Source organism: Pantoea sp. JZ2, assembly GCF_035191405.1.
GTDB classification, from domain to species: Bacteria; Pseudomonadota; Gammaproteobacteria; order Enterobacterales; family Enterobacteriaceae; genus Pantoea; species Pantoea stewartii.
Genome location: NZ_CP045247.1, coordinates 394348 through 412235, shown reverse-complemented (window position 1 = coordinate 412235; position 17888 = coordinate 394348). Strand labels below are relative to the sequence as shown.

Below are 17888 nucleotides of genomic sequence, written 5' to 3'. Positions count from 1 at the left end.
TCTCAGGTGAAGTTCGTAAAGTATTTATTAATCCTTGCAGTGTGTTGCATCTTGCTGGGAGCTGGCTCGATTTATGGTTTGTACAAATATATAGAGCCCCAGTTACCCGACGTTAACACACTGAAAGATGTGCGTTTGCAAACCCCTATGCAGGTTTACAGCGCCGACGGTGATCTTATCGCCCAGTATGGTGAAATGCGCCGTATTCCGCTTAGCCTGCAGCAGGTTCCACCTGACATGGTCCATGCGTTTATTGCGACGGAAGACAGCCGCTTCTATGAGCATCACGGTGTGGATCCCATCGGGATTTTCCGTGCCGCCAGCGTTGCGCTGGTTTCAGGCCATGCGTCCCAGGGGGCCAGTACCATCACACAGCAACTGGCGCGTAACTTTTTCCTCAGTCCGGAACGCTCCCTGATGCGTAAGGTAAAGGAAGCCTTTCTGGCGATTCGCATTGAGCAGTTGCTGAATAAAGACGAAATTCTTGAGCTTTACCTGAATAAAATCTATCTCGGCTACCGGGCTTATGGCGTTGGCGCAGCCTCGCAGGTGTATTTTGGCAAACCCGTTGGCGAGCTGTCGTTGAGTGAAATGGCGACCATCGCCGGGCTGCCGAAAGCCCCGTCAACCTTTAACCCGCTGTATTCCCACAGTCGTGCTGTCGCCCGGCGCAATGTGGTGCTGGCTCGTATGCTGGACCAGAAATACATCACCCAGCAGCAATATGATGAAGCACGTAATGCGCCGCTGGTCGCCAGCTATCATGGCCCGAAAATCGTCTTCTCCGCGCCCTATCTGACCGAGATGGTGCGCCAGGAAATGGTGAAACGCTATGGCGATAATGCGTATACCGATGGTTACAAGGTTTACACCACCGTGACGCGCCGTCTGCAGGAATCCGCGCAGGAAGCCGTGCAGAACAACGTCATCGCCTACGATATGCGTCACGGCTATCGTGGCCCTACCAGCGTGCTGTGGAAAGTCGGCGAGCCAGCCTGGGGGCAAACGCAGATTGTTAAAGCATTAAAAAATCTGCCTCTGTACGGGCCGCTTCATCCGGCCGTCGTAACGCATGTCCAGAGTGACGAAGCCACCGTCATGATGAAGGATGGCAGCAATGTGTCACTGACGATGGCGGGCGTGCGCTGGGCGCGTGCCTTTAAATCGGACACAGTGCAGGGACCGACACCAAAAAGCATTGCACAGGTGCTTCAGCCGGGCCAGCAGATCTGGGTACGCCAGGTCGGCGATACATGGTGGCTGGGCCAGGTACCGGATGTGAACTCGGCCCTGGTTTCACTGGACCCTAATAACGGTGCGGTTCGCGCACTGGTCGGGGGCTTTGACTTCAACCAGAGCATGTTTAACCGCGCGACTCAGGCGCTGCGTCAGGTGGGTTCAAACATCAAGCCGTTCCTGTATACCGCGGCGATGGATCGTGGGTTAACGCTGGCCTCCATTCTGAACGACGTACCGATTTCTCGCTGGGATGCCGGTGCCGGTGCGGACTGGCGTCCAAAGAACTCTCCGCCCACTTACGATGGTCCGATTCGTCTGCGTCAGGGGCTGGGGCAGTCTAAAAACGTTGTCATGGTTCGTGCCATGCGTGCAATGGGCGTGGATTACGCCGCAGAGTATCTCCAGCGTTTTGGCTTCCCGGCACAGAATATTGTGCATACCGAATCGCTGGCCCTGGGTGCCGCGTCGTTCACACCGCTGCAGGTCGTGCGGGGCTATTCGGTGATGGCTAACGGCGGCTTCCTGATCGATCCTTATTTCATCAGTAAGATCGAAAATGAACAGGGACAGACCGTTTTCGAAGAGAAACCCAGAATTGCCTGTCCGCAGTGCAACTTACCGGTGATCTACGGTGAAACCAAAAAAGCGCTGGCGCTGAATGCGGAAAGCGTTGAGAACGTTGCCCCGTCCGCCCCACAGCAAAATCAAGCCGTGCCGCAGCCTGAGCTGGAGCAAGTGCCCGCCCAGCCTCAGCAGGGTGGCGAGCAGCAGTATGCGCCGCACGTGATTAACACACCGCTGTCCTTCCTGATCAAAAGCGCACTGAACAGTAATATTTTTGGTGAGCCAGGCTGGATGGGCACCGGCTGGCGTGCCGGACGCGACCTGAAACGTAATGATATCGGCGGGAAAACAGGGACGACTAACAGCTCCAAAGATGCCTGGTTCTCGGGTTACGGCCCGGGCGTGGTGACCTCGGTGTGGATCGGCTTCGATGATGCGCGTCGCGATCTGGGTCGCAGTACGCTTTCTGGTGCCATTCCCGATCAGATTTCGGGCTATGAAGGCGGGGCGAAGAGTGCACAGCCTGCATGGGATGACTTTATGAAAGTGGCCCTTGAAGGTGTACCTGTTCAGCCGTTAACGCCGCCTGAGGGCATTGTTACCGTGACCATTGACCGCAGTACGGGCAAGCTGGCCAATGGCGGAGGAAACACACGTCAGGAGTACTTTATCAACGGAACACAGCCAACCGAATATTCGGTTCATGATGCAGGTACGACCATCATGGACAATGGCGAAAGTCACGAACTGTTCTGATAAACGTGAGAGGCGGCCTGGCCGCCTCTCCGCTTTTTACCGCCCGGAAATCTGGTGCTCAATCAGTAATGCAGACGGCCCTGCTTCACCAGCCACTCACGCACCATAAACAACGCACTGACGTTGCGCGCTTCGCGGAAATCAGGCTCCTGCAGTAACGCCAGCATGTTGCTTAACGGCCAACGGTGGACCACCAGCGGCTCAGGCTCATCCCCTTCCAGCTTCTCCTGGTAAAGCCCTTCTGCAACCACGATGTTCATCTTGCTGGAAAAATAGGACGGTGCCATCGTCAGTTTACCCAGCATAGTTAACTGGCCAGCCCCGAATCCCGCTTCCTCTTTCAGTTCACGGTCGGCCGCCTGATTGACCGTTTCACCCGGATCGATTAAGCCTTTTGGAAAGCCCAGTTCATAGCTTTCCAGGCCCACGGCATACTCTTCGATCAGAATCAGATGATCATCAATAATGGGCACAATCATGACTGCCTCGCGTTCCGACGGTTTCATGCGTTCATAAATGCGCCGGGCGCCATTGCTGAAGGCCAGGTCGACCGCTTCGACAGTAAACAACCGTGAACGTGCTACGGTTTCTACATTGAGGATGTCAGGTTTTTTTAACGACTTTTTCATATCAGCCTCAAACTTGCTGCGCCAGCACTCCGTAGCGAATTAGCATACCTAACCGTGGAGCATTGTGCGACTCAATGACGTCATCCGGTTACGCAGCCGACGTTTTCTCTATGCAATAACGGCTCTATTTCGGGCACAAAAAATTTGCGTTAGTCAATATCTGCCTTCAAAATTCAGACAATGCCGATACAATACTATGTGCATGATAGTTACTATTCTGGCACTGTGTGCTGTAATAACGCCTAATCAAATGATTTACAGTACAATTTTGTTTGTTGTTAAACTTGTCAGAGTTGTTTAACCTCCCATCAATCGCCTGAAATCAGGGGCGCGTCTGGGGACGTAAGTCTAAAGTGAAGGCAGTATTTTGGCTGAATTGAGCAAAGCATGAGCACAATAATTATTATATTGGCCTTAGTGCTAACCTGTTCAATTCTGGCAGGTATTGGATTTTGGTACGCTATGCGGCGCAGGCCGCCGTTGGCGAAACCGTTGCCATTCATCAGCCCGCCCTGCCGTAAACTGACTGAAAGAGAGCGCAGAGCCGTAGAGCAGTATCTTGCCGCCCTGGAAAAACAACCCCGTATTCTCAGCCCTGGTGAATCCCGTCGTCGGCACGAAAAGCTGGTGCTGACCGCCCAGAGCAACAATGTTTATCCGGTTACCCGCGCGATTACCCGCTATGGGCTTTCCACCGACGATCCGCATAAGTGGCGCTACTATCTGGATGAAGTTGAAGTCCATTTGCCGCCGCTGTGGGAACAGTACATCACCGATGAAAATTACGTTGAGTTGATCCGTACGCAATCGATCCCACTCATCATTTCGTTAAACGGCCACTCGCTGGTGGATTACGCGATTGATCAGCAGTCACTGCCTAATCTGATACGTCCGGCATCCACAAATGCCTCTATCCGTAAGGCCGAAAGCGAAAACGTTGAGTTAGTTCGGGTGCGCAAAGAAACCCTGGAAGAGTATCGACTGTCCCGCCCGGATGGCACGCGCGAGGCCGTTATCATCTCGTTTGCGTTGATGATGTTTTTTATTGGTTTGTTATTACCCACAAGTCTGATGATCTGGCTGGTGGTGATTGCCAGCGCGATGGTCGTCGCAAGTCTGTGGTTAATGTACCGGATTCCCGGTGAAAATGGTCTGCGTGAGATCCACTGCCTGCGCGGCGCGCCAAAACGCTGGGGCTTGTTTGGCGAGTCCAATCAAGAGCAGAGCAACATCACGCTGGGAATTATCGACCTGATTTATCCTGCGCACTGGCAGCCTTACGTCGCTCACGACCTGGGACAGGTTACAGACGTCGAAATTTATCTTAACCGTCAGGTGGTGCGTCAGGGCCGTTTTCTTTCTTTGCAGGACGAGGTAAAAAACTTTCCGCTTCAGCGCTGGCGGAAAAATGTCGTTCTGGCCTGCGGTGCCTTTATTGTTCTGGCCTTCTTACTCACCTGGATACCGCTCAGTATGCCCATCAAGCTCAGCCTTGCATGGGTAAAAGGTACTGACAGCCTTGATGTCAGTAGCGTCAATCAACTGAGTCGTGAAGATTTGAAAGTGGGTGACAGCCTGAAGGTTACCGGGACCGGAATGTGTGCCGTGCCGGGCAATTATCAAAGCAATCGCACTTATATCTACATGCCGTTCGACTGCTCGCAGATCTACTGGAATAACGCTACGCCTCTGCCACTGCCTCACTCAGATATTATTGAGAAAGCCTCCGCGCTTCTGGAAACCACCACAAAACAGCTGCATCCCGAAACCAATACGGACCCCAAACTGAATCCGCAGTTAGCGTCTGCAATTCAGAAATCAGGCATGATTTTGCTGGATGACTTTTCCGATCTGGTGTTGAAAACGCAGGCGCTGTGCAGCCAGGCACAGGACTGTGTTCGGCTTAAAAACGCGTTGGTGAATTTGGGCAATGCCAAAGACTGGGACACATTAGTCAGCCGCGCCGATTCCGGTCAACTTAACGGGATGAATGTCCTGCTGCGCCCTGTCAGCGCGGAAGCGCTGGAAAATCTGGTGCACACCGCGACGTCGACCTTCTTTTATCGTGAAACGCGTCGTGCCACAGAAAATCTCAACAGCCCACCGCCGGGCGGGTTTGTGATTGTCAGCGACGAAGGGCATCAGTTAGTCAACCAGCCTCAGCCCGCGGTTCCCTTGTTTGATCTGGATGCGGCCTCACAATGGCAGGAGCTGCAACGTCTGTCCTCACTGCTGTTGCACACGCCGTTCAGCGCGACGGGCATCATCACGAACATCTACACAGATGCCAACGGCACGCGCCATATCGCCCTGCATAATGAACCTGATGCGATGGCAAAATGGCGCTATCTCGGTGCCGCCTTGCTGTTAATCGTGCTCCTGGCCTGTGGCCTGACTAACGGCCTGCTGGCGCTGCGTCGTATACATCGGAATCGTCAGCGTATGCTCGCGATTCAGCAATACTACGACACGTGCTTTAACCCTTCCCTCAGCACTATACAGGGCGTGCGCTCCGTATTCTGACCGGCCTGCAACTGTGCTACCCTGTTGCGCGAAAAGGCAATGGGTAAATCCGCCATGATGTGTAACGGTTCTGATATTGATACCGTGCTGTTGGATATGGACGGCACGTTACTGGATCTGGCGTTTGACCGCGTCTTTTGGCGGGAACAGGTGCCGGATGCGCTGAGCGCGCATCGGGGCATCCCTGTCAAACACGCGCGGCAGTTGATGGAAGAAAAATATCAGGCCGTGTCCCATACGCTAAACTGGTATTGTCTGGACTACTGGTCAGAGGCCCTGCAACTGGATATCCACGCGATGCTCTGGGCACACCGTCATCGCGTCCGCTTACGGCCCGATACGCTGCCTTTTCTGCAGATGCTGCGGCGCGCAGGTAAGCGCACTATTCTGCTGACCAATGCGCATCCCTGGAATCTGGACGTTAAACGACGACAAACAGGTTTAGCACCACACCTTGATTTATTACTTTCCACCCATACCTTTGGCTATCCGAAAGAAGATCAACGTTTGTGGCAGGCGGTCGCGCAACACACGGGCTTTGATGCATCACGAACATTGTTCATTGATGACAACGAAATCCTTCTTGATGTCGCTAAATCCTGGGGAATCGGCTGGTGTTTAGGCATCCGTAATCCTGATTCCGGTCGTCCCGAACAACCCTTTCAGCGTCACTATGCAATAAGCCATTACCGCACAGTGATCCAGGCCTGGGAGCAGCTATGAAAGAAAAATCTGAAGACGGTGTTCGTCTTGATAAATGGCTTTGGGCGGCGCGGTTCTATAAAACCCGTTCCATTGCGCGCGAGATGATTGAAGGCGGTAAGGTTCATTACAATGGTCAGCGCAGCAAACCAAGTAAGCTGGTTGAACGTGATGCGGAGCTAACCCTGCGCCAGGGCAATGATGAACGTACCGTCGTAATTACCGGGATCAGCGAACAGCGGCGCCCGGCCAGTGAAGCGCAGCAGCTTTATCGTGAAACGGACGCCAGCATTGAGAAGCGCGAAAAAATGGCGCTGGCGCGCAAAATGAATGCGCTGACTATGCCCCATCCCGATCGCCGGCCTGACAAAAAAGAGCGCCGCGATTTGATGAAATTTAAGTTATCGGGTGATGAGTAAGACAGGCCTTGATGCCGCTCACCGCCCGCCCAAAGAGAGAAAAATTATGTCTGTAAACGATCAACTGCGCCGTTATCTGTTTGAAAATGCTGCTGTTCGCGGCGAACTGGTCAACGTTTCAAACACCTGGCGTGAAACCATTAAAAACCACGATTATCCACCCGCTGTGCAAACCCTGCTGGGTGAGTTACTGGTGGCAACCAGCCTGCTTACCGCGACGCTGAAATTTGATGGTGAGATCACCGTGCAGTTGCAGGGCGATGGTCCGCTGACGCTGGCCGTGATCAATGGGAATAATCAGCAGGAATTACGCGGTGTCGCGCGAATGAAAGGCGAGATCCCTGACGACAGCACGCTTAAGAGCATGGTGGGCAACGGCTATCTGGTGATTACGATTACGCCAGAAAAAGGTGAGCGCTATCAGGGCGTGGTCGGTCTGGAAGGTGACACGCTGAGCGAATGCCTGGAAGATTACTTCATGCGTTCAGAACAGCTGCCAACCCGACTGTTTATCCGCACCAGCGATGCAGGCGCCGCCGGGATTCTGTTACAGGTTCTGCCCGCGCAGGACACGGATAAAGAGGATTTCGACCATCTCGCTACGTTGACAGAGACGATTAAAACAGAAGAATTGATCGACCTGCCGGCAACTGATGTGCTCTGGCGACTGTACCATCAGGAAGAAGTGACCGTTTACGATCCCCAGCCGGTGATCTACAAATGTACCTGCTCGCGCGAACGTTGCGGCGAGGTCCTGAAAACGCTGCCGCAGGAAGAAGTCGATGAGATTATTGCCGAAGACGGCAAAATCGATATGCATTGCGACTATTGCGGATCGCATTATGTTTTCGATGCTGTCGATATTGCCGGTATCCGCAGCAACTCCGTGGAAAACAGCAACCGTCTTCACTGATCCGACCAGGGCGGTTCTGCCGCCCTCACCTCTGCTTTGCTATGCCCTTAATTTACTTGATAAATTATCTTTTTTTACTTTCTTAACATCTTAAAAACGTTCGAAACACGACCTTAACGCGCCCTGAGTCGCATTTTTAAAAGAACATACCTTCCCCCTCAGACTCAGTAGAGTACACTGCGCGCGATCTGTCTCCTCGCCTGACCGGGCGGCCTTTGACCGACACGATCCCAAACTCTTTTTGCCCGTACAGAACAGACACCGATTTAAGGAGCAGTAAAATGCGCGTTAACGGCCTGACCTCGAAAGCCCTTGCCGATCTGGGCATCACCGATACCACTGAGGTGGTTCACAACCCTGATTACGACACGTTATTTCAGGAAGAGATGCGCCCGGAGCTCGAAGGTTTTGAGCGTGGCACCCTGACGCAAAGCGGCGCAATCGCAGTCGATACCGGGGTGTTTACCGGGCGCTCGCCTAAGGATAAGTACATCGTCCGGGATGACACCACGCGCGATACGTTGTGGTGGAACGATCAAGGCACCGGAAAAAACGATAACCAGCCTCTGTCGCAGGAAACCTGGCAAGCGCTGAAAAAATGCGTGACGCAGCAGCTTTCAGGTAAGCGTCTGTTTATTGTGGATGCCTTCTGCGGTGCCAATCCTGACTCACGCCTGAGCGTACGCTTTATTACCGAAGTGGCCTGGCAGGCACACTTTGTGAAAAACATGTTTATCCAGCCCAGCGCTGCCGAACTGGATAACTTCACGCCGGATTTTGTGGTCATGAACGGCGCAAAATGCACCAATCCGGACTGGCAGGCGCAGGGACTGCATTCTGAGAACTTCGTGGCCTTTAACCTGACGGAAAGGATGCAGCTGATTGGCGGCACCTGGTATGGCGGGGAGATGAAAAAAGGGCTGTTCGCAATCATGAACTACCTGCTCCCACTGAAAGGCATTGCGTCAATGCACTGCTCGGCCAACGTGGGTAAAGCCGGTGACGTGGCGGTGTTCTTTGGTCTGTCCGGCACGGGTAAAACCACATTGTCTACCGATCCGGATCGCCAGCTTATTGGCGATGATGAACACGGCTGGGACGATGACGGCGTGTTTAACTTTGAAGGTGGCTGCTACGCCAAAACGATTAATCTTTCTGAGCAGGCCGAGCCCGAAATCTACCGCGCCATTCGCCGCAATGCGCTGCTGGAAAACGTTGTGGTGCGTGAAGACGGCAGTATCGATTTTGCGGATGACAGCAAAACCGAAAACACCCGCGTCTCCTATCCGATTCATCACATCGATAATATCGTGCAGCCGGTTTCCAAAGCAGGTCATGCGAAGAAGGTGATTTTCCTGACCGCCGATGCCTTTGGCGTACTGCCTCCGGTCTCCCGTTTAACGCCAGAGCAGACGCAGTACCATTTCCTGTCGGGATTCACCGCCAAGCTTGCCGGCACGGAACGCGGTGTGACCGCCCCCACGCCAACATTCTCAGCCTGCTTTGGTGCCGCCTTCCTGACACTGCACCCCACGCAGTATGCAGAAGTGCTGGTGAAGCGCATGGAAGCGGCCGGTGCGCAGGCTTATCTGGTTAACACCGGCTGGAACGGCAGTGGAAAACGCATTTCGCTGAAAAATACCCGCGCCATTATCAACGCGATTCTGGCCGGTGAACTGGATGATGCGCCAACGGAAACGCTGCCGGTATTCAACCTTCAGGTCCCTAAAACCTTGGGCGATCTGGATGAAGACACCCTGGATCCACGTCGTAGCTGGGAAAGTGAAGCGAAGTGGCACGCTGCGGCGGATGATTTGGCCCAGCGTTTTATCACTAACTTTGAGAAGTATACCGATAATGCGGCAGGTGCCGCGTTGGTTAAAGCCGGTCCACAGCGCTAATCGCCACGGCGCGGCCTGAACCGCCGCGCCGTTGTTTTAGCTCAGCGAAAGATTGCCGCTGTTTTGAACCGCTTCCGGGGTTTCTGCTAACGGCAGCCAGGCACGGATGCGTAATCCTCCCCGCTCACTGTCGCCAATTTCCAGCGAACCCTGATGTGCATCGATAATACGCTGCACGATAGCCAGTCCCAGACCGGTACCGCTGGTGCTACGCGCACTGTCACCGCGCACAAAGGGCTGGAACAAATGGGCCAGTTGATCGGGTTTAATACCCGGGCCATCGTCTTCAACCTGGAACCAGGCGCGATGCAGTTCCCGACCGCTGCTGACCTTGATCCAGCCATTTCCATAACGTGCTGCGTTCACCACCAGGTTAGCCAGCGCACGTTTAATGGAAAGGGGATTAATCTCCAGCATCAACTCTTCCGCCATCACCGCATTTTCGATTTCACGCTCGTAACCGCTTTCTGCGGCCACCACTTCACCTAAAACGCTGTTCAGGTCGGCCAGTTCGGTCTGCATTTCCTGACCGGTGCGCAGGTAGTCAATGAACTGCTCTATGATGGCATTGCACTCTTCGATATCTTTATTGATCGATTCGGCCAGATAGCCATCCTGCTCGTTCATCATCTCTGTGGCGAGGCGAATACGGGTTAACGGCGTACGTAAATCGTGGCTGACGCCCGCCATGAGCAACGTTCTGTCGTCAGCGAGCTGTTTAACGCCTGCCGCCATCTGGTTGAACGCGCGCGTGACCGAGCGCACTTCTGACGCGCCATACTCACGCAGTGGCGGCGGGATAATGCCTTTGCCGACCTGCAGTGCGGCGTGTTCCAGGTCCACCAACGGGCGGTTTTGTATGCGGATAAATAGCCAGGCCCCGCCGATCGCCAGCAACATTATCGCCAGGGTATAGCGGAACAGCGGCGAGAAATCACCCTGGTGAATTTCAGTCAGCGGCACGCGCACCCAGATATCGGGCGACAGCCAGGTCTTTAACCAGACAACCGGGGAGTTTTTATTAACCTCGACGCGCACATCGGTCGGGCCACCAAGCTGCTGCCCCATCTGATCGCTGAGGAACTTATAGTGCTGTGCCCAGCGCAGTCCGCTCTCCTCTGCTGCCGCATTGGTATAGAGCGAAATACCCAGTTCACGATAGATTTCTCGGCGAAACGCGGGTGGCACTTCCAGCTGCGTGCCATCTTCCAGTTGTAAACGGTCCGTCATCAGCATACGGACTTCATACGCCAGAACCTTATTGAACTGTTGCAGGCTGGGAAGAATGGCGAAGTTCAGCACCACCAGGTAGGTCGTTACCAGGCTGACAAACAGCAAGGTAACGATCAACAGCAGGGTGCGGGCAAACGAACTTCGTGGCGAGAAGCGCAACCGCCTCATGCTTTACTGCCGTCCGGCACAAAGACGTAACCCAGGCCCCAAACGGTCTGGATGTAGCGTGGGTGAGCCGGATCTTCTTCCACCATGCGGCGCAGGCGAGAGATCTGAACGTCAATGGAACGCTCCATAGCACTGTACTCACGACCGCGGGCCAGGTTCATCAGTTTATCGCGCGACAGCGGCTCACGTGGGTGACTCACCAGCGCCTTAAGCACGGCGAATTCGCCGCTGGTTAACGGCATAGGTTCATCTTCACGGAACATTTCCCGCGTGCCCAGATTGAGCTTGAACTTACCAAACGCGATGACCGCTTCTTCCTGCGAAGGCGCACCGGGCAGCTCATTGGCCTGACGACGCAGCACGGCACGAATGCGCGCCAGCAGTTCACGCGGGTTGAATGGCTTGGGAATATAGTCGTCCGCACCGATTTCCAGCCCCACGATACGGTCCACTTCTTCACCCTTAGCCGTGACCATGATGATAGGCATGGGGTTGCTCTGGCTACGCAGACGGCGGCAAATCGACAGCCCATCTTCGCCAGGCAGCATCAGATCCAGCACCATCAAATGGAAGGATTCGCGGGTTAACAGACGATCCATCTGCTCGGCGTTGGCGACACTGCGCACCTGAAAGCCTTGTTCGGTAAGGTAGCGTTCAAGCAGAGCGCGTAAACGCATATCGTCATCGACGACCAGGATCTTGTAGTTTTCTTGCATTTTTAACTCCCAAAGGCGCGATTGCCTGAGCCAATATTGTTAAAAAAACATGTGGCACAGCGACAGTGTTTAATGGTTTATATTCTAGTCAAAATTGTTACAAAGCATATTAAACAGCAGCTTATATTTAAATTCACGTTCTGCTGACGGAGAAGCCGTTCCGTTTCGTCCTCCGTGGGACAGAATACGGCAAATCTGAAATATTGGCTAAAATTCCGCTATTTACTGGTTTTAACACCGTACCAGTAATAATCGCGCTAACAAAAACAACGGGTTGCCAGAAAATTTGACTTAAATCGAATCCGTTATTGCCCGCTTCTCCGGCAAGCTGCGGTTTATGACTCTGATAACAGCATATTCTTCCGCAAAAAAACAGGATAATACGCGACCGTTCTCGGATTAGTATGAGATCCGCTTTTAATGAGTCCACTTGCAGCTAAAGTCCAATAAATCAATCAGTAAAGCTCACTTTGCGTACTGCCTGATATCACCCAGACTAAAGCAACGCCAATCTGTCGCTTTACGGGGAAAACATGAAAAAAACGATCTTACTGCTGAGCGTACTGGCCTTGTCCAGCATCAGCCAAAGTTATGCCGCCCCTGCAGCCGGTGAAGCCGCCGGTGCACAGGCCACCACAACCGCTCAGGGCAACTCCAATGCCATCGGTATTGGTGCCATTGGCGCGCTGTTGGGCGTAGCGCTGGCGACCGCAGGCGGTGGCGGCGGTGATGGTAACAGCAGCAGCACCTCAACCACGACGTCGACCAAAGCGGGTAAATAAGTCAGCCTCCTCGCCTCATTGTGCTTCCCTGAGCGTGAAGCGCAGTAAAAGGGTTTTTAGCCTGTTAAAAACCCTTTTCTCGCCCCCTTTTTCGCCACACCGGATTTGCTTTACACTGAAGCTCTTTTGATTTGACCGGCTGCAGTACATGAGAACGCGACTGATTACCCGTGAAGGTTTTAACACCTTAAAAGCTGAACTTGATTATCTGTGGCGGGAAGAGCGACCCGAGGTCACCAAAAAAGTGACCTGGGCTGCCAGCCTGGGCGATCGGAGTGAAAATGCCGATTACCAGTACAATAAGAAGCGTTTGCGCGAGATTGACCGCCGCGTCCGCTATCTCAGCAAAAGTCTTGAGCAACTGCGTATTGTGGATTATTCGCCCCAACAGGACGGCAAAGTATTTTTTGGTGCCTGGGTGGAAGTCGAGAATGACGACGGTGAAGTGAAACGCTTTCGTATCGTGGGCTACGATGAAATTTTTGGCCGTAAGGATTACATCTCGATTGACTCGCCGATGGCCCGTGCGCTGTTAAAAAAAGCGGTCGGTGATATGGCTATTGTTGAGACGCCAGCCGGGCCGGCCGCCTGGTATGTTAATGAAATTAGCTATATTGAAGCCTGATTCAGAATATCGCTGAAAGCAGGCCCATTCTCTGGCATTTTCGCCCATCAATCCGTATAACTATCGGCTATTTCTCAACCCAGAAAGCATAATAGTCCGATGATGAATGTTCTTAGCCAGCTAATTGCAAGTGAGCTCCAGGCGCGCCCCGAGCAAGTTGACGCCGCCGTCCGCCTGTTGGATGAAGGGAATACCGTGCCATTCATTGCACGTTATCGTAAAGAGGTGACGGGCGGTCTGGATGATACGCAACTCCGCCAGCTGGAAACCCGCCTCGGCTACCTGCGTGAACTCGCTGAACGCAGGCAGGCCATCCTGAAATCCATTGAGGAACAGGGAAAACTCACCGACGACCTGGCTCAGGCCATCAATGCAACGCTCAGCAAAACAGAACTCGAAGATCTTTACCTGCCCTACAAACCCAAACGCCGCACCCGTGGGCAAATCGCCATCGAAGCCGGTCTGGAGCCGTTGGCCGAGACATTGTGGCAGGATCCCTCGCACGATCCGGAGCAGCTGGCTGCCGGTTATGTGAATGCCGATAACGGTGTCGCCGATGTTCGCGCAGCCCTTGATGGCGCGCGCTATATTCTGATGGAGCGCTTTGCTGAAGATGCCGCGCTGCTGGCTAAAGTACGCCACTATTTGTGGAAGAATGCCCATCTGGTATCGAAAGTGGTGGAAGGTAAAGAGGAAGCGGGCGCGAAATTCCGCGACTATTTCAACCACCATGAGCCGCTGCATACCGTACCGTCTCACCGTGCACTGGCGATGCTGCGCGGACGTAACGAAGGCGTGCTGCAACTGTCACTGAATGCCGATCCGCAATTTGATGAGCCACCGCGCGAAAGTCATGGCGAAACCCTGATTGCCGAACACCTGAACCTGAGACTGAATAACGCGCCCGCCGACAGCTGGCGCAAGGCTGTGGTCAGCTGGACCTGGCGCATCAAGGTGATGCTGCATCTGGAAACCGAGCTGATGGGCACGGTTCGCGAGCGGGCCGAAGATGAGGCCATCAACGTCTTTGCACGCAACCTGCACGATCTGTTGATGGCGGCACCTGCGGGCATGCGTGCCACTATGGGCCTGGATCCGGGCCTGCGTACCGGCGTGAAAGTTGCCGTCGTTGACGCCACCGGCAAGCTGGTCGCCACCGATACCGTTTATCCCCATACTGGCCAGGCCGCGAAAGCGGCGGCGGCCGTGGCGGCGCTGTGCGTGAAGCACCAGGTCGAACTGGTGGCGATCGGAAACGGTACCGCCTCACGTGAAACCGAACGTTTCTTCCTTGATCTGCAAAAGCAGTTCCCGCAGGTCACGGCGCAAAAAGTGATCGTCAGCGAAGCGGGCGCATCGGTCTACTCCGCGTCAGAGTTAGCGGCGCAGGAGTTCCCGGATTTGGATGTCTCCCTGCGCGGGGCGGTTTCCATTGCCCGCCGCTTACAGGATCCGCTTGCCGAGCTGGTGAAAATCGACCCGAAATCCATCGGTGTAGGCCAGTATCAGCATGACGTCAGCCAGAGTCAGCTGGCGAAAAAGCTGGATGCGGTCGTGGAAGACTGCGTGAATGCCGTCGGCGTTGATCTGAACACCGCTTCCGTACCGCTGCTGACGCGCGTAGCAGGTCTGACGCGCATGATGGCGCAAAATATCGTCGGCTGGCGTGACGAAAACGGGCGTTTTCAGAATCGTCAGCAGTTACTCAAGGTGAGCCGCCTGGGGCCGAAAGCCTTTGAGCAATGCGCAGGCTTCCTGCGTATCAATCACGGCGATAACCCGCTGGATGCGTCTACGGTTCACCCCGAAGCCTATCCGGTCGTCGAGCGCATTCTGGCGGCCACGGAACAGGCCCTGACCGATTTGATGGGCAATCCGGCCAGCCTGCGGAATCTGAACGCTGTGGACTTTACCGATGCGCGTTTCGGCTTGCCGACCGTGACTGACATCATGAAAGAGCTGGAAAAACCCGGCCGCGATCCCCGTCCTGAGTTTAAAACCGCGCAGTTCGCGGAAGGCGTGGAAACCCTGAACGACCTGATGCCGGGCATGGTGCTGGAAGGTGCGGTCACTAACGTCACTAACTTCGGTGCTTTCGTGGATATTGGCGTTCATCAGGACGGGCTGGTCCATATCTCTTCCCTGTCCGATAAGTTTGTGGACGATCCGCATCAGGTCGTGAAGGCGGGCGACATCGTCAAAGTCAAAGTCATGGAAGTGGATCTGCAGCGTAAACGTATCGCGCTTACTATGCGTCTTGACGAGCAGCCGGGTGAAGGCCATGCCCGCAGTGGTAAGAGCAGCACGGCACGTGAGGAAAGACGTCCCGCAGCGAACAAAGGCCGGGCGCGTCCCGCCAGTCAGCCAGCAGGTAACAGCGCCATGGGTGATGCCCTGGCTGCGGCCTTCGGTAAGAAGCGCTAGTTAACGGCGGTTACGTCGCCTCTTTCCCGGTGCGGAAGGAGGCGACGCTTCACCCTCCCTTCCCCTTTACGCTGTTCTTAGCCCTCCGCCAGGCTTTGCCTGTCAGCAAGCCGTTGCGCCCTTTCGCTGGCTGCGCGTGCGATTAAGTTGAAAATCCTCACCCTGACGCTACGCTAAAAAGACGCCCGTGATAATAACGACACCCGCTGTGGCAGCCCCTTAAAATGGAAAAAATCACTGCTTTACTCGATGCGATTTATGCCGATGCCTTTCCACAGGCTTTACGTGAACGCCTGCTCGTCCTGATTGCAGACGCTCGCGATACCACAAAATTGCCACGTAAAGCGCACTGGGACGAACAGGATGTCGTACTGATTACCTATGCCGATCAGTTTCGCGAACCGAATACGCCTACGCTCCACACTTTCTCACGCTTTTATCAGCAGCATTTGCAGTCGACCTTTCCACTGGTGCACCTTCTGCCGTTCTATCCTTATTCGTCCGACGACGGTTTTTCCGTCATCGATTACCATCAGGTCAATCCGTTATGTGGCGACTGGCATGACATTGCCCTGCTGCATCAGGAAACACGACTGATGTTCGATTTTGTCTGTAACCATATGTCGGCGCACAGCGCATGGTTTAAGCATTATCTTGCACAGGATCCGGGCTGGGATGATTTTTTTATAAGCCTGCCGCCCACTACCGATCTGAGTGCGGTAACGCGGCCACGGACGTCGCCCTTGCTCACCCCGTTCACGCTGGCAAACGGTGACATTCGTTTTGTCTGGACCACCTTCAGCGCCGATCAAATTGACCTGAACTTTGCCAGCCCTGACGTGCTGCTGCGCATGGTTGAGGTCCTGCTCGACTACCTGAAACGTGGAGCCGATTACGTACGGCTGGATGCAGTGGGCTATATGTGGAAAACACCCGGCACCACGTGCATTCACCTCGAAAAAACGCATCTGCTGGTCAAACTGTTTCGTGCCATCGCCGACGAGGTTGCACCGGGCACCGTGATCATTACTGAAACCAATGTGCCGCATAAAGACAACATCAGCTATTTCGGCAAGGGTTATGATGAAGCCCAGATGGTGTACCAGTTCTCGCTGCCGCCGCTGGTGCTGCACGCCATCCACACCGGCTCGGCGCGTGCGTTACGCCAATGGGCCAGTACCCTTACGACAGGCAATGGCAATACCACTTTTTTCAATTTCCTGGCATCGCACGATGGTATTGGCCTGAATCCGGCACGCGGTATTTTATCTGAAGTGGAAATTACCGCCCTGGTGCGCGATCTGGCGCTGGAAGGTGCGCTGATCTCGTACAAAAATAATCCTGATGGCACGACCAGCCCCTATGAAATCAACGTGACCTATTTCGACGCGCTCAACCGTGAAGGCGATGACGATGAAACGCGGCTCAAACGCTTTATGTTAGCGCACGCTATCTTACTGGCGTTTCCGGGCGTACCCGCCATTTATATCCAGAGCATACTGGGTGCACGTAACGATTATGAGGGCGTACGCGAAGCCGGCCATAACCGGGCGATCAACCGGCAAAAATATGCGATGCCGGAGATTGAAGACGCGCTGGCAAACAGGAACGGTTTACGCCATCAGGTTTATACGCATTTGAGTAAACTGATTCAGCAGCGTCGCCGTCTGGCCGCTTTCCATCCTGATAATCCGATGCAGCTCTTTCAGAGTGACAATGCGCTGTTAATAATGAAGCGTGATGAGCCCGCCCGCTGCGATGCGTTACTGTGTGTATTTAATCTCAGTGGCAGACAGGTTAAAGCGCAGTTACCCGAAGCGCGCCTTTTTCAGGATGTGATCAGAGGTGAGAAGGTGGATGGCACCCAGCCTGTGGTGCTGGATGCCTGGCAATTCATGTGGCTACGCTAATTACTTGTACACTTCCGCAGTTGCACTGAACTTACCGTGCTCACGGCCCGCGATCACCCGGAAGTACTTGCCGCCCTTCTCATCCGCTGCTTTTGACAGCTTCTTCTTGGCATCCATTGGCGAGGTGGTTTCTGCCGTGGTGTTTACGGTACCAATTTTGGTCAGATTCATCTTCTGCACTTCTTCTTTGGTGACTTCTTTCGCCGCCAGTGCAGAAAATGACACTGCGCCCATCATCACTGATGCAACTACCCATTTCATAACCTTCATTTGTCTACCCTCATTCATGATCCATTGTTGAGATGTAAGCAGCCGCAAATCGCTTAAGGCTATATCGAACGGCATAGTCATCTCCCTGACTAATCGCATAGAAGTGCAGCGGCC

At 54.1% G+C, this 17888-nt stretch carries 14 protein-coding genes; 10 read left to right on the top strand and 4 right to left on the bottom strand.

The genetic code is table 11. The features are described 5' to 3' along the window. Positions 1-6: 6 nt before the first annotated feature. On the top strand, positions 7-2559 hold the full coding sequence (gene mrcA / locus GC087_RS01890; RefSeq protein ID WP_039342670.1) for a peptidoglycan glycosyltransferase/peptidoglycan DD-transpeptidase MrcA: 2553 nt from the start codon (positions 7-9) through the stop codon (positions 2557-2559). Positions 2560-2621: 62 nt separating this feature from the next. On the opposite strand, the gene nudE is transcribed toward mrcA, so the two are convergent. Continuing rightward, entirely contained in the window at positions 2622-3188 is a 567-nt protein-coding gene (nudE, locus tag GC087_RS01885; protein ID WP_054686903.1) for an ADP compounds hydrolase NudE, read from the bottom strand. 387 nt (positions 3189-3575) lie between these two features. Here nudE and GC087_RS01880 point away from each other — a divergent pair, with 387 nt between their 5' ends. The 5 genes from GC087_RS01880 to pckA all read left to right on the top strand — a co-directional run bounded on the left by GC087_RS01880 (position 3576) and on the right by pckA (position 9646). Next, on the top strand, positions 3576-5711 hold the full coding sequence (locus tag GC087_RS01880; RefSeq protein ID WP_262959569.1) for an intracellular growth attenuator family protein: 2136 nt from the start codon (positions 3576-3578) through the stop codon (positions 5709-5711). Positions 5712-5768: 57 nt separating this feature from the next. Beyond that, complete coding sequence (gene yrfG / locus GC087_RS01875; protein ID WP_394550769.1) at positions 5769-6434, top strand: GMP/IMP nucleotidase; 666 nt, start codon at positions 5769-5771, stop codon at positions 6432-6434. Beyond that, positions 6431-6832 (top strand): ribosome-associated heat shock protein Hsp15, encoded by a 402-nt coding sequence (hslR, locus tag GC087_RS01870; protein ID WP_006121008.1) that lies wholly within the window; start codon positions 6431-6433, stop codon positions 6830-6832. The genes yrfG and hslR overlap by 4 nt, the downstream gene beginning before the upstream one ends. A gap of 46 nt (positions 6833-6878) precedes the next feature. Continuing rightward, entirely contained in the window at positions 6879-7745 is an 867-nt protein-coding gene (gene hslO, locus GC087_RS01865) for an Hsp33 family molecular chaperone HslO (protein WP_006121009.1), read from the top strand. A gap of 281 nt (positions 7746-8026) precedes the next feature. Then, a complete protein-coding gene (gene pckA, locus GC087_RS01860) occupies positions 8027-9646 on the top strand; it encodes a phosphoenolpyruvate carboxykinase (ATP) (RefSeq protein ID WP_054686900.1) in 1620 nt (539 codons plus the stop codon). A 36-nt stretch (positions 9647-9682) separates the two neighbouring features. On the opposite strand, the gene envZ is transcribed toward pckA, so the two are convergent. Next, on the bottom strand, positions 9683-11047 hold the full coding sequence (gene envZ, locus GC087_RS01855) for a two-component system sensor histidine kinase EnvZ (RefSeq protein WP_006121011.1): 1365 nt from the start codon (positions 11045-11047) through the stop codon (positions 9683-9685). Then, positions 11044-11763, bottom strand: a complete 720-nt coding sequence (ompR, locus tag GC087_RS01850; protein ID WP_001157751.1) for an osmolarity response regulator transcription factor OmpR — start codon at positions 11761-11763, stop codon at positions 11044-11046. Before ompR ends, envZ begins: the two co-directional genes overlap by 4 nt. Positions 11764-12296: 533 nt before the next feature. On the opposite strand from ompR, the gene yjbE reads away from it, so the two are divergent. The 4 genes from yjbE to GC087_RS01830 all read left to right on the top strand — a co-directional run bounded on the left by yjbE (position 12297) and on the right by GC087_RS01830 (position 17504). After that, complete coding sequence (gene yjbE, locus GC087_RS01845; RefSeq protein ID WP_006121012.1) at positions 12297-12545, top strand: exopolysaccharide production protein YjbE; 249 nt, start codon at positions 12297-12299, stop codon at positions 12543-12545. 148 nt (positions 12546-12693) lie between these two features. Then, positions 12694-13170: a transcription elongation factor GreB gene (greB, locus tag GC087_RS01840; RefSeq protein WP_033741594.1), complete on the top strand. Its 477-nt coding sequence runs from the start codon at positions 12694-12696 to the stop codon at positions 13168-13170. A 99-nt stretch (positions 13171-13269) separates the two neighbouring features. Further along, positions 13270-15594, top strand: a complete 2325-nt coding sequence (locus GC087_RS01835; RefSeq protein WP_262959570.1) for a Tex family protein — start codon at positions 13270-13272, stop codon at positions 15592-15594. Positions 15595-15818: 224 nt separating this feature from the next. After that, positions 15819-17504 carry a sugar phosphorylase gene (locus GC087_RS01830; RefSeq protein ID WP_324029516.1) on the top strand — a complete coding sequence of 562 codons (1686 nt, stop codon included), beginning with the start codon at positions 15819-15821 and terminating at the stop codon, positions 17502-17504. Here GC087_RS01830 and GC087_RS01825 read toward each other — a convergent pair whose 3' ends face one another. Further along, positions 17505-17774 carry a YdgH/BhsA/McbA-like domain containing protein gene (locus tag GC087_RS01825; protein ID WP_033741618.1) on the bottom strand — a complete coding sequence of 90 codons (270 nt, stop codon included), beginning with the start codon at positions 17772-17774 and terminating at the stop codon, positions 17505-17507. Between the last annotated feature and the right edge of the window lie 114 nt (positions 17775-17888).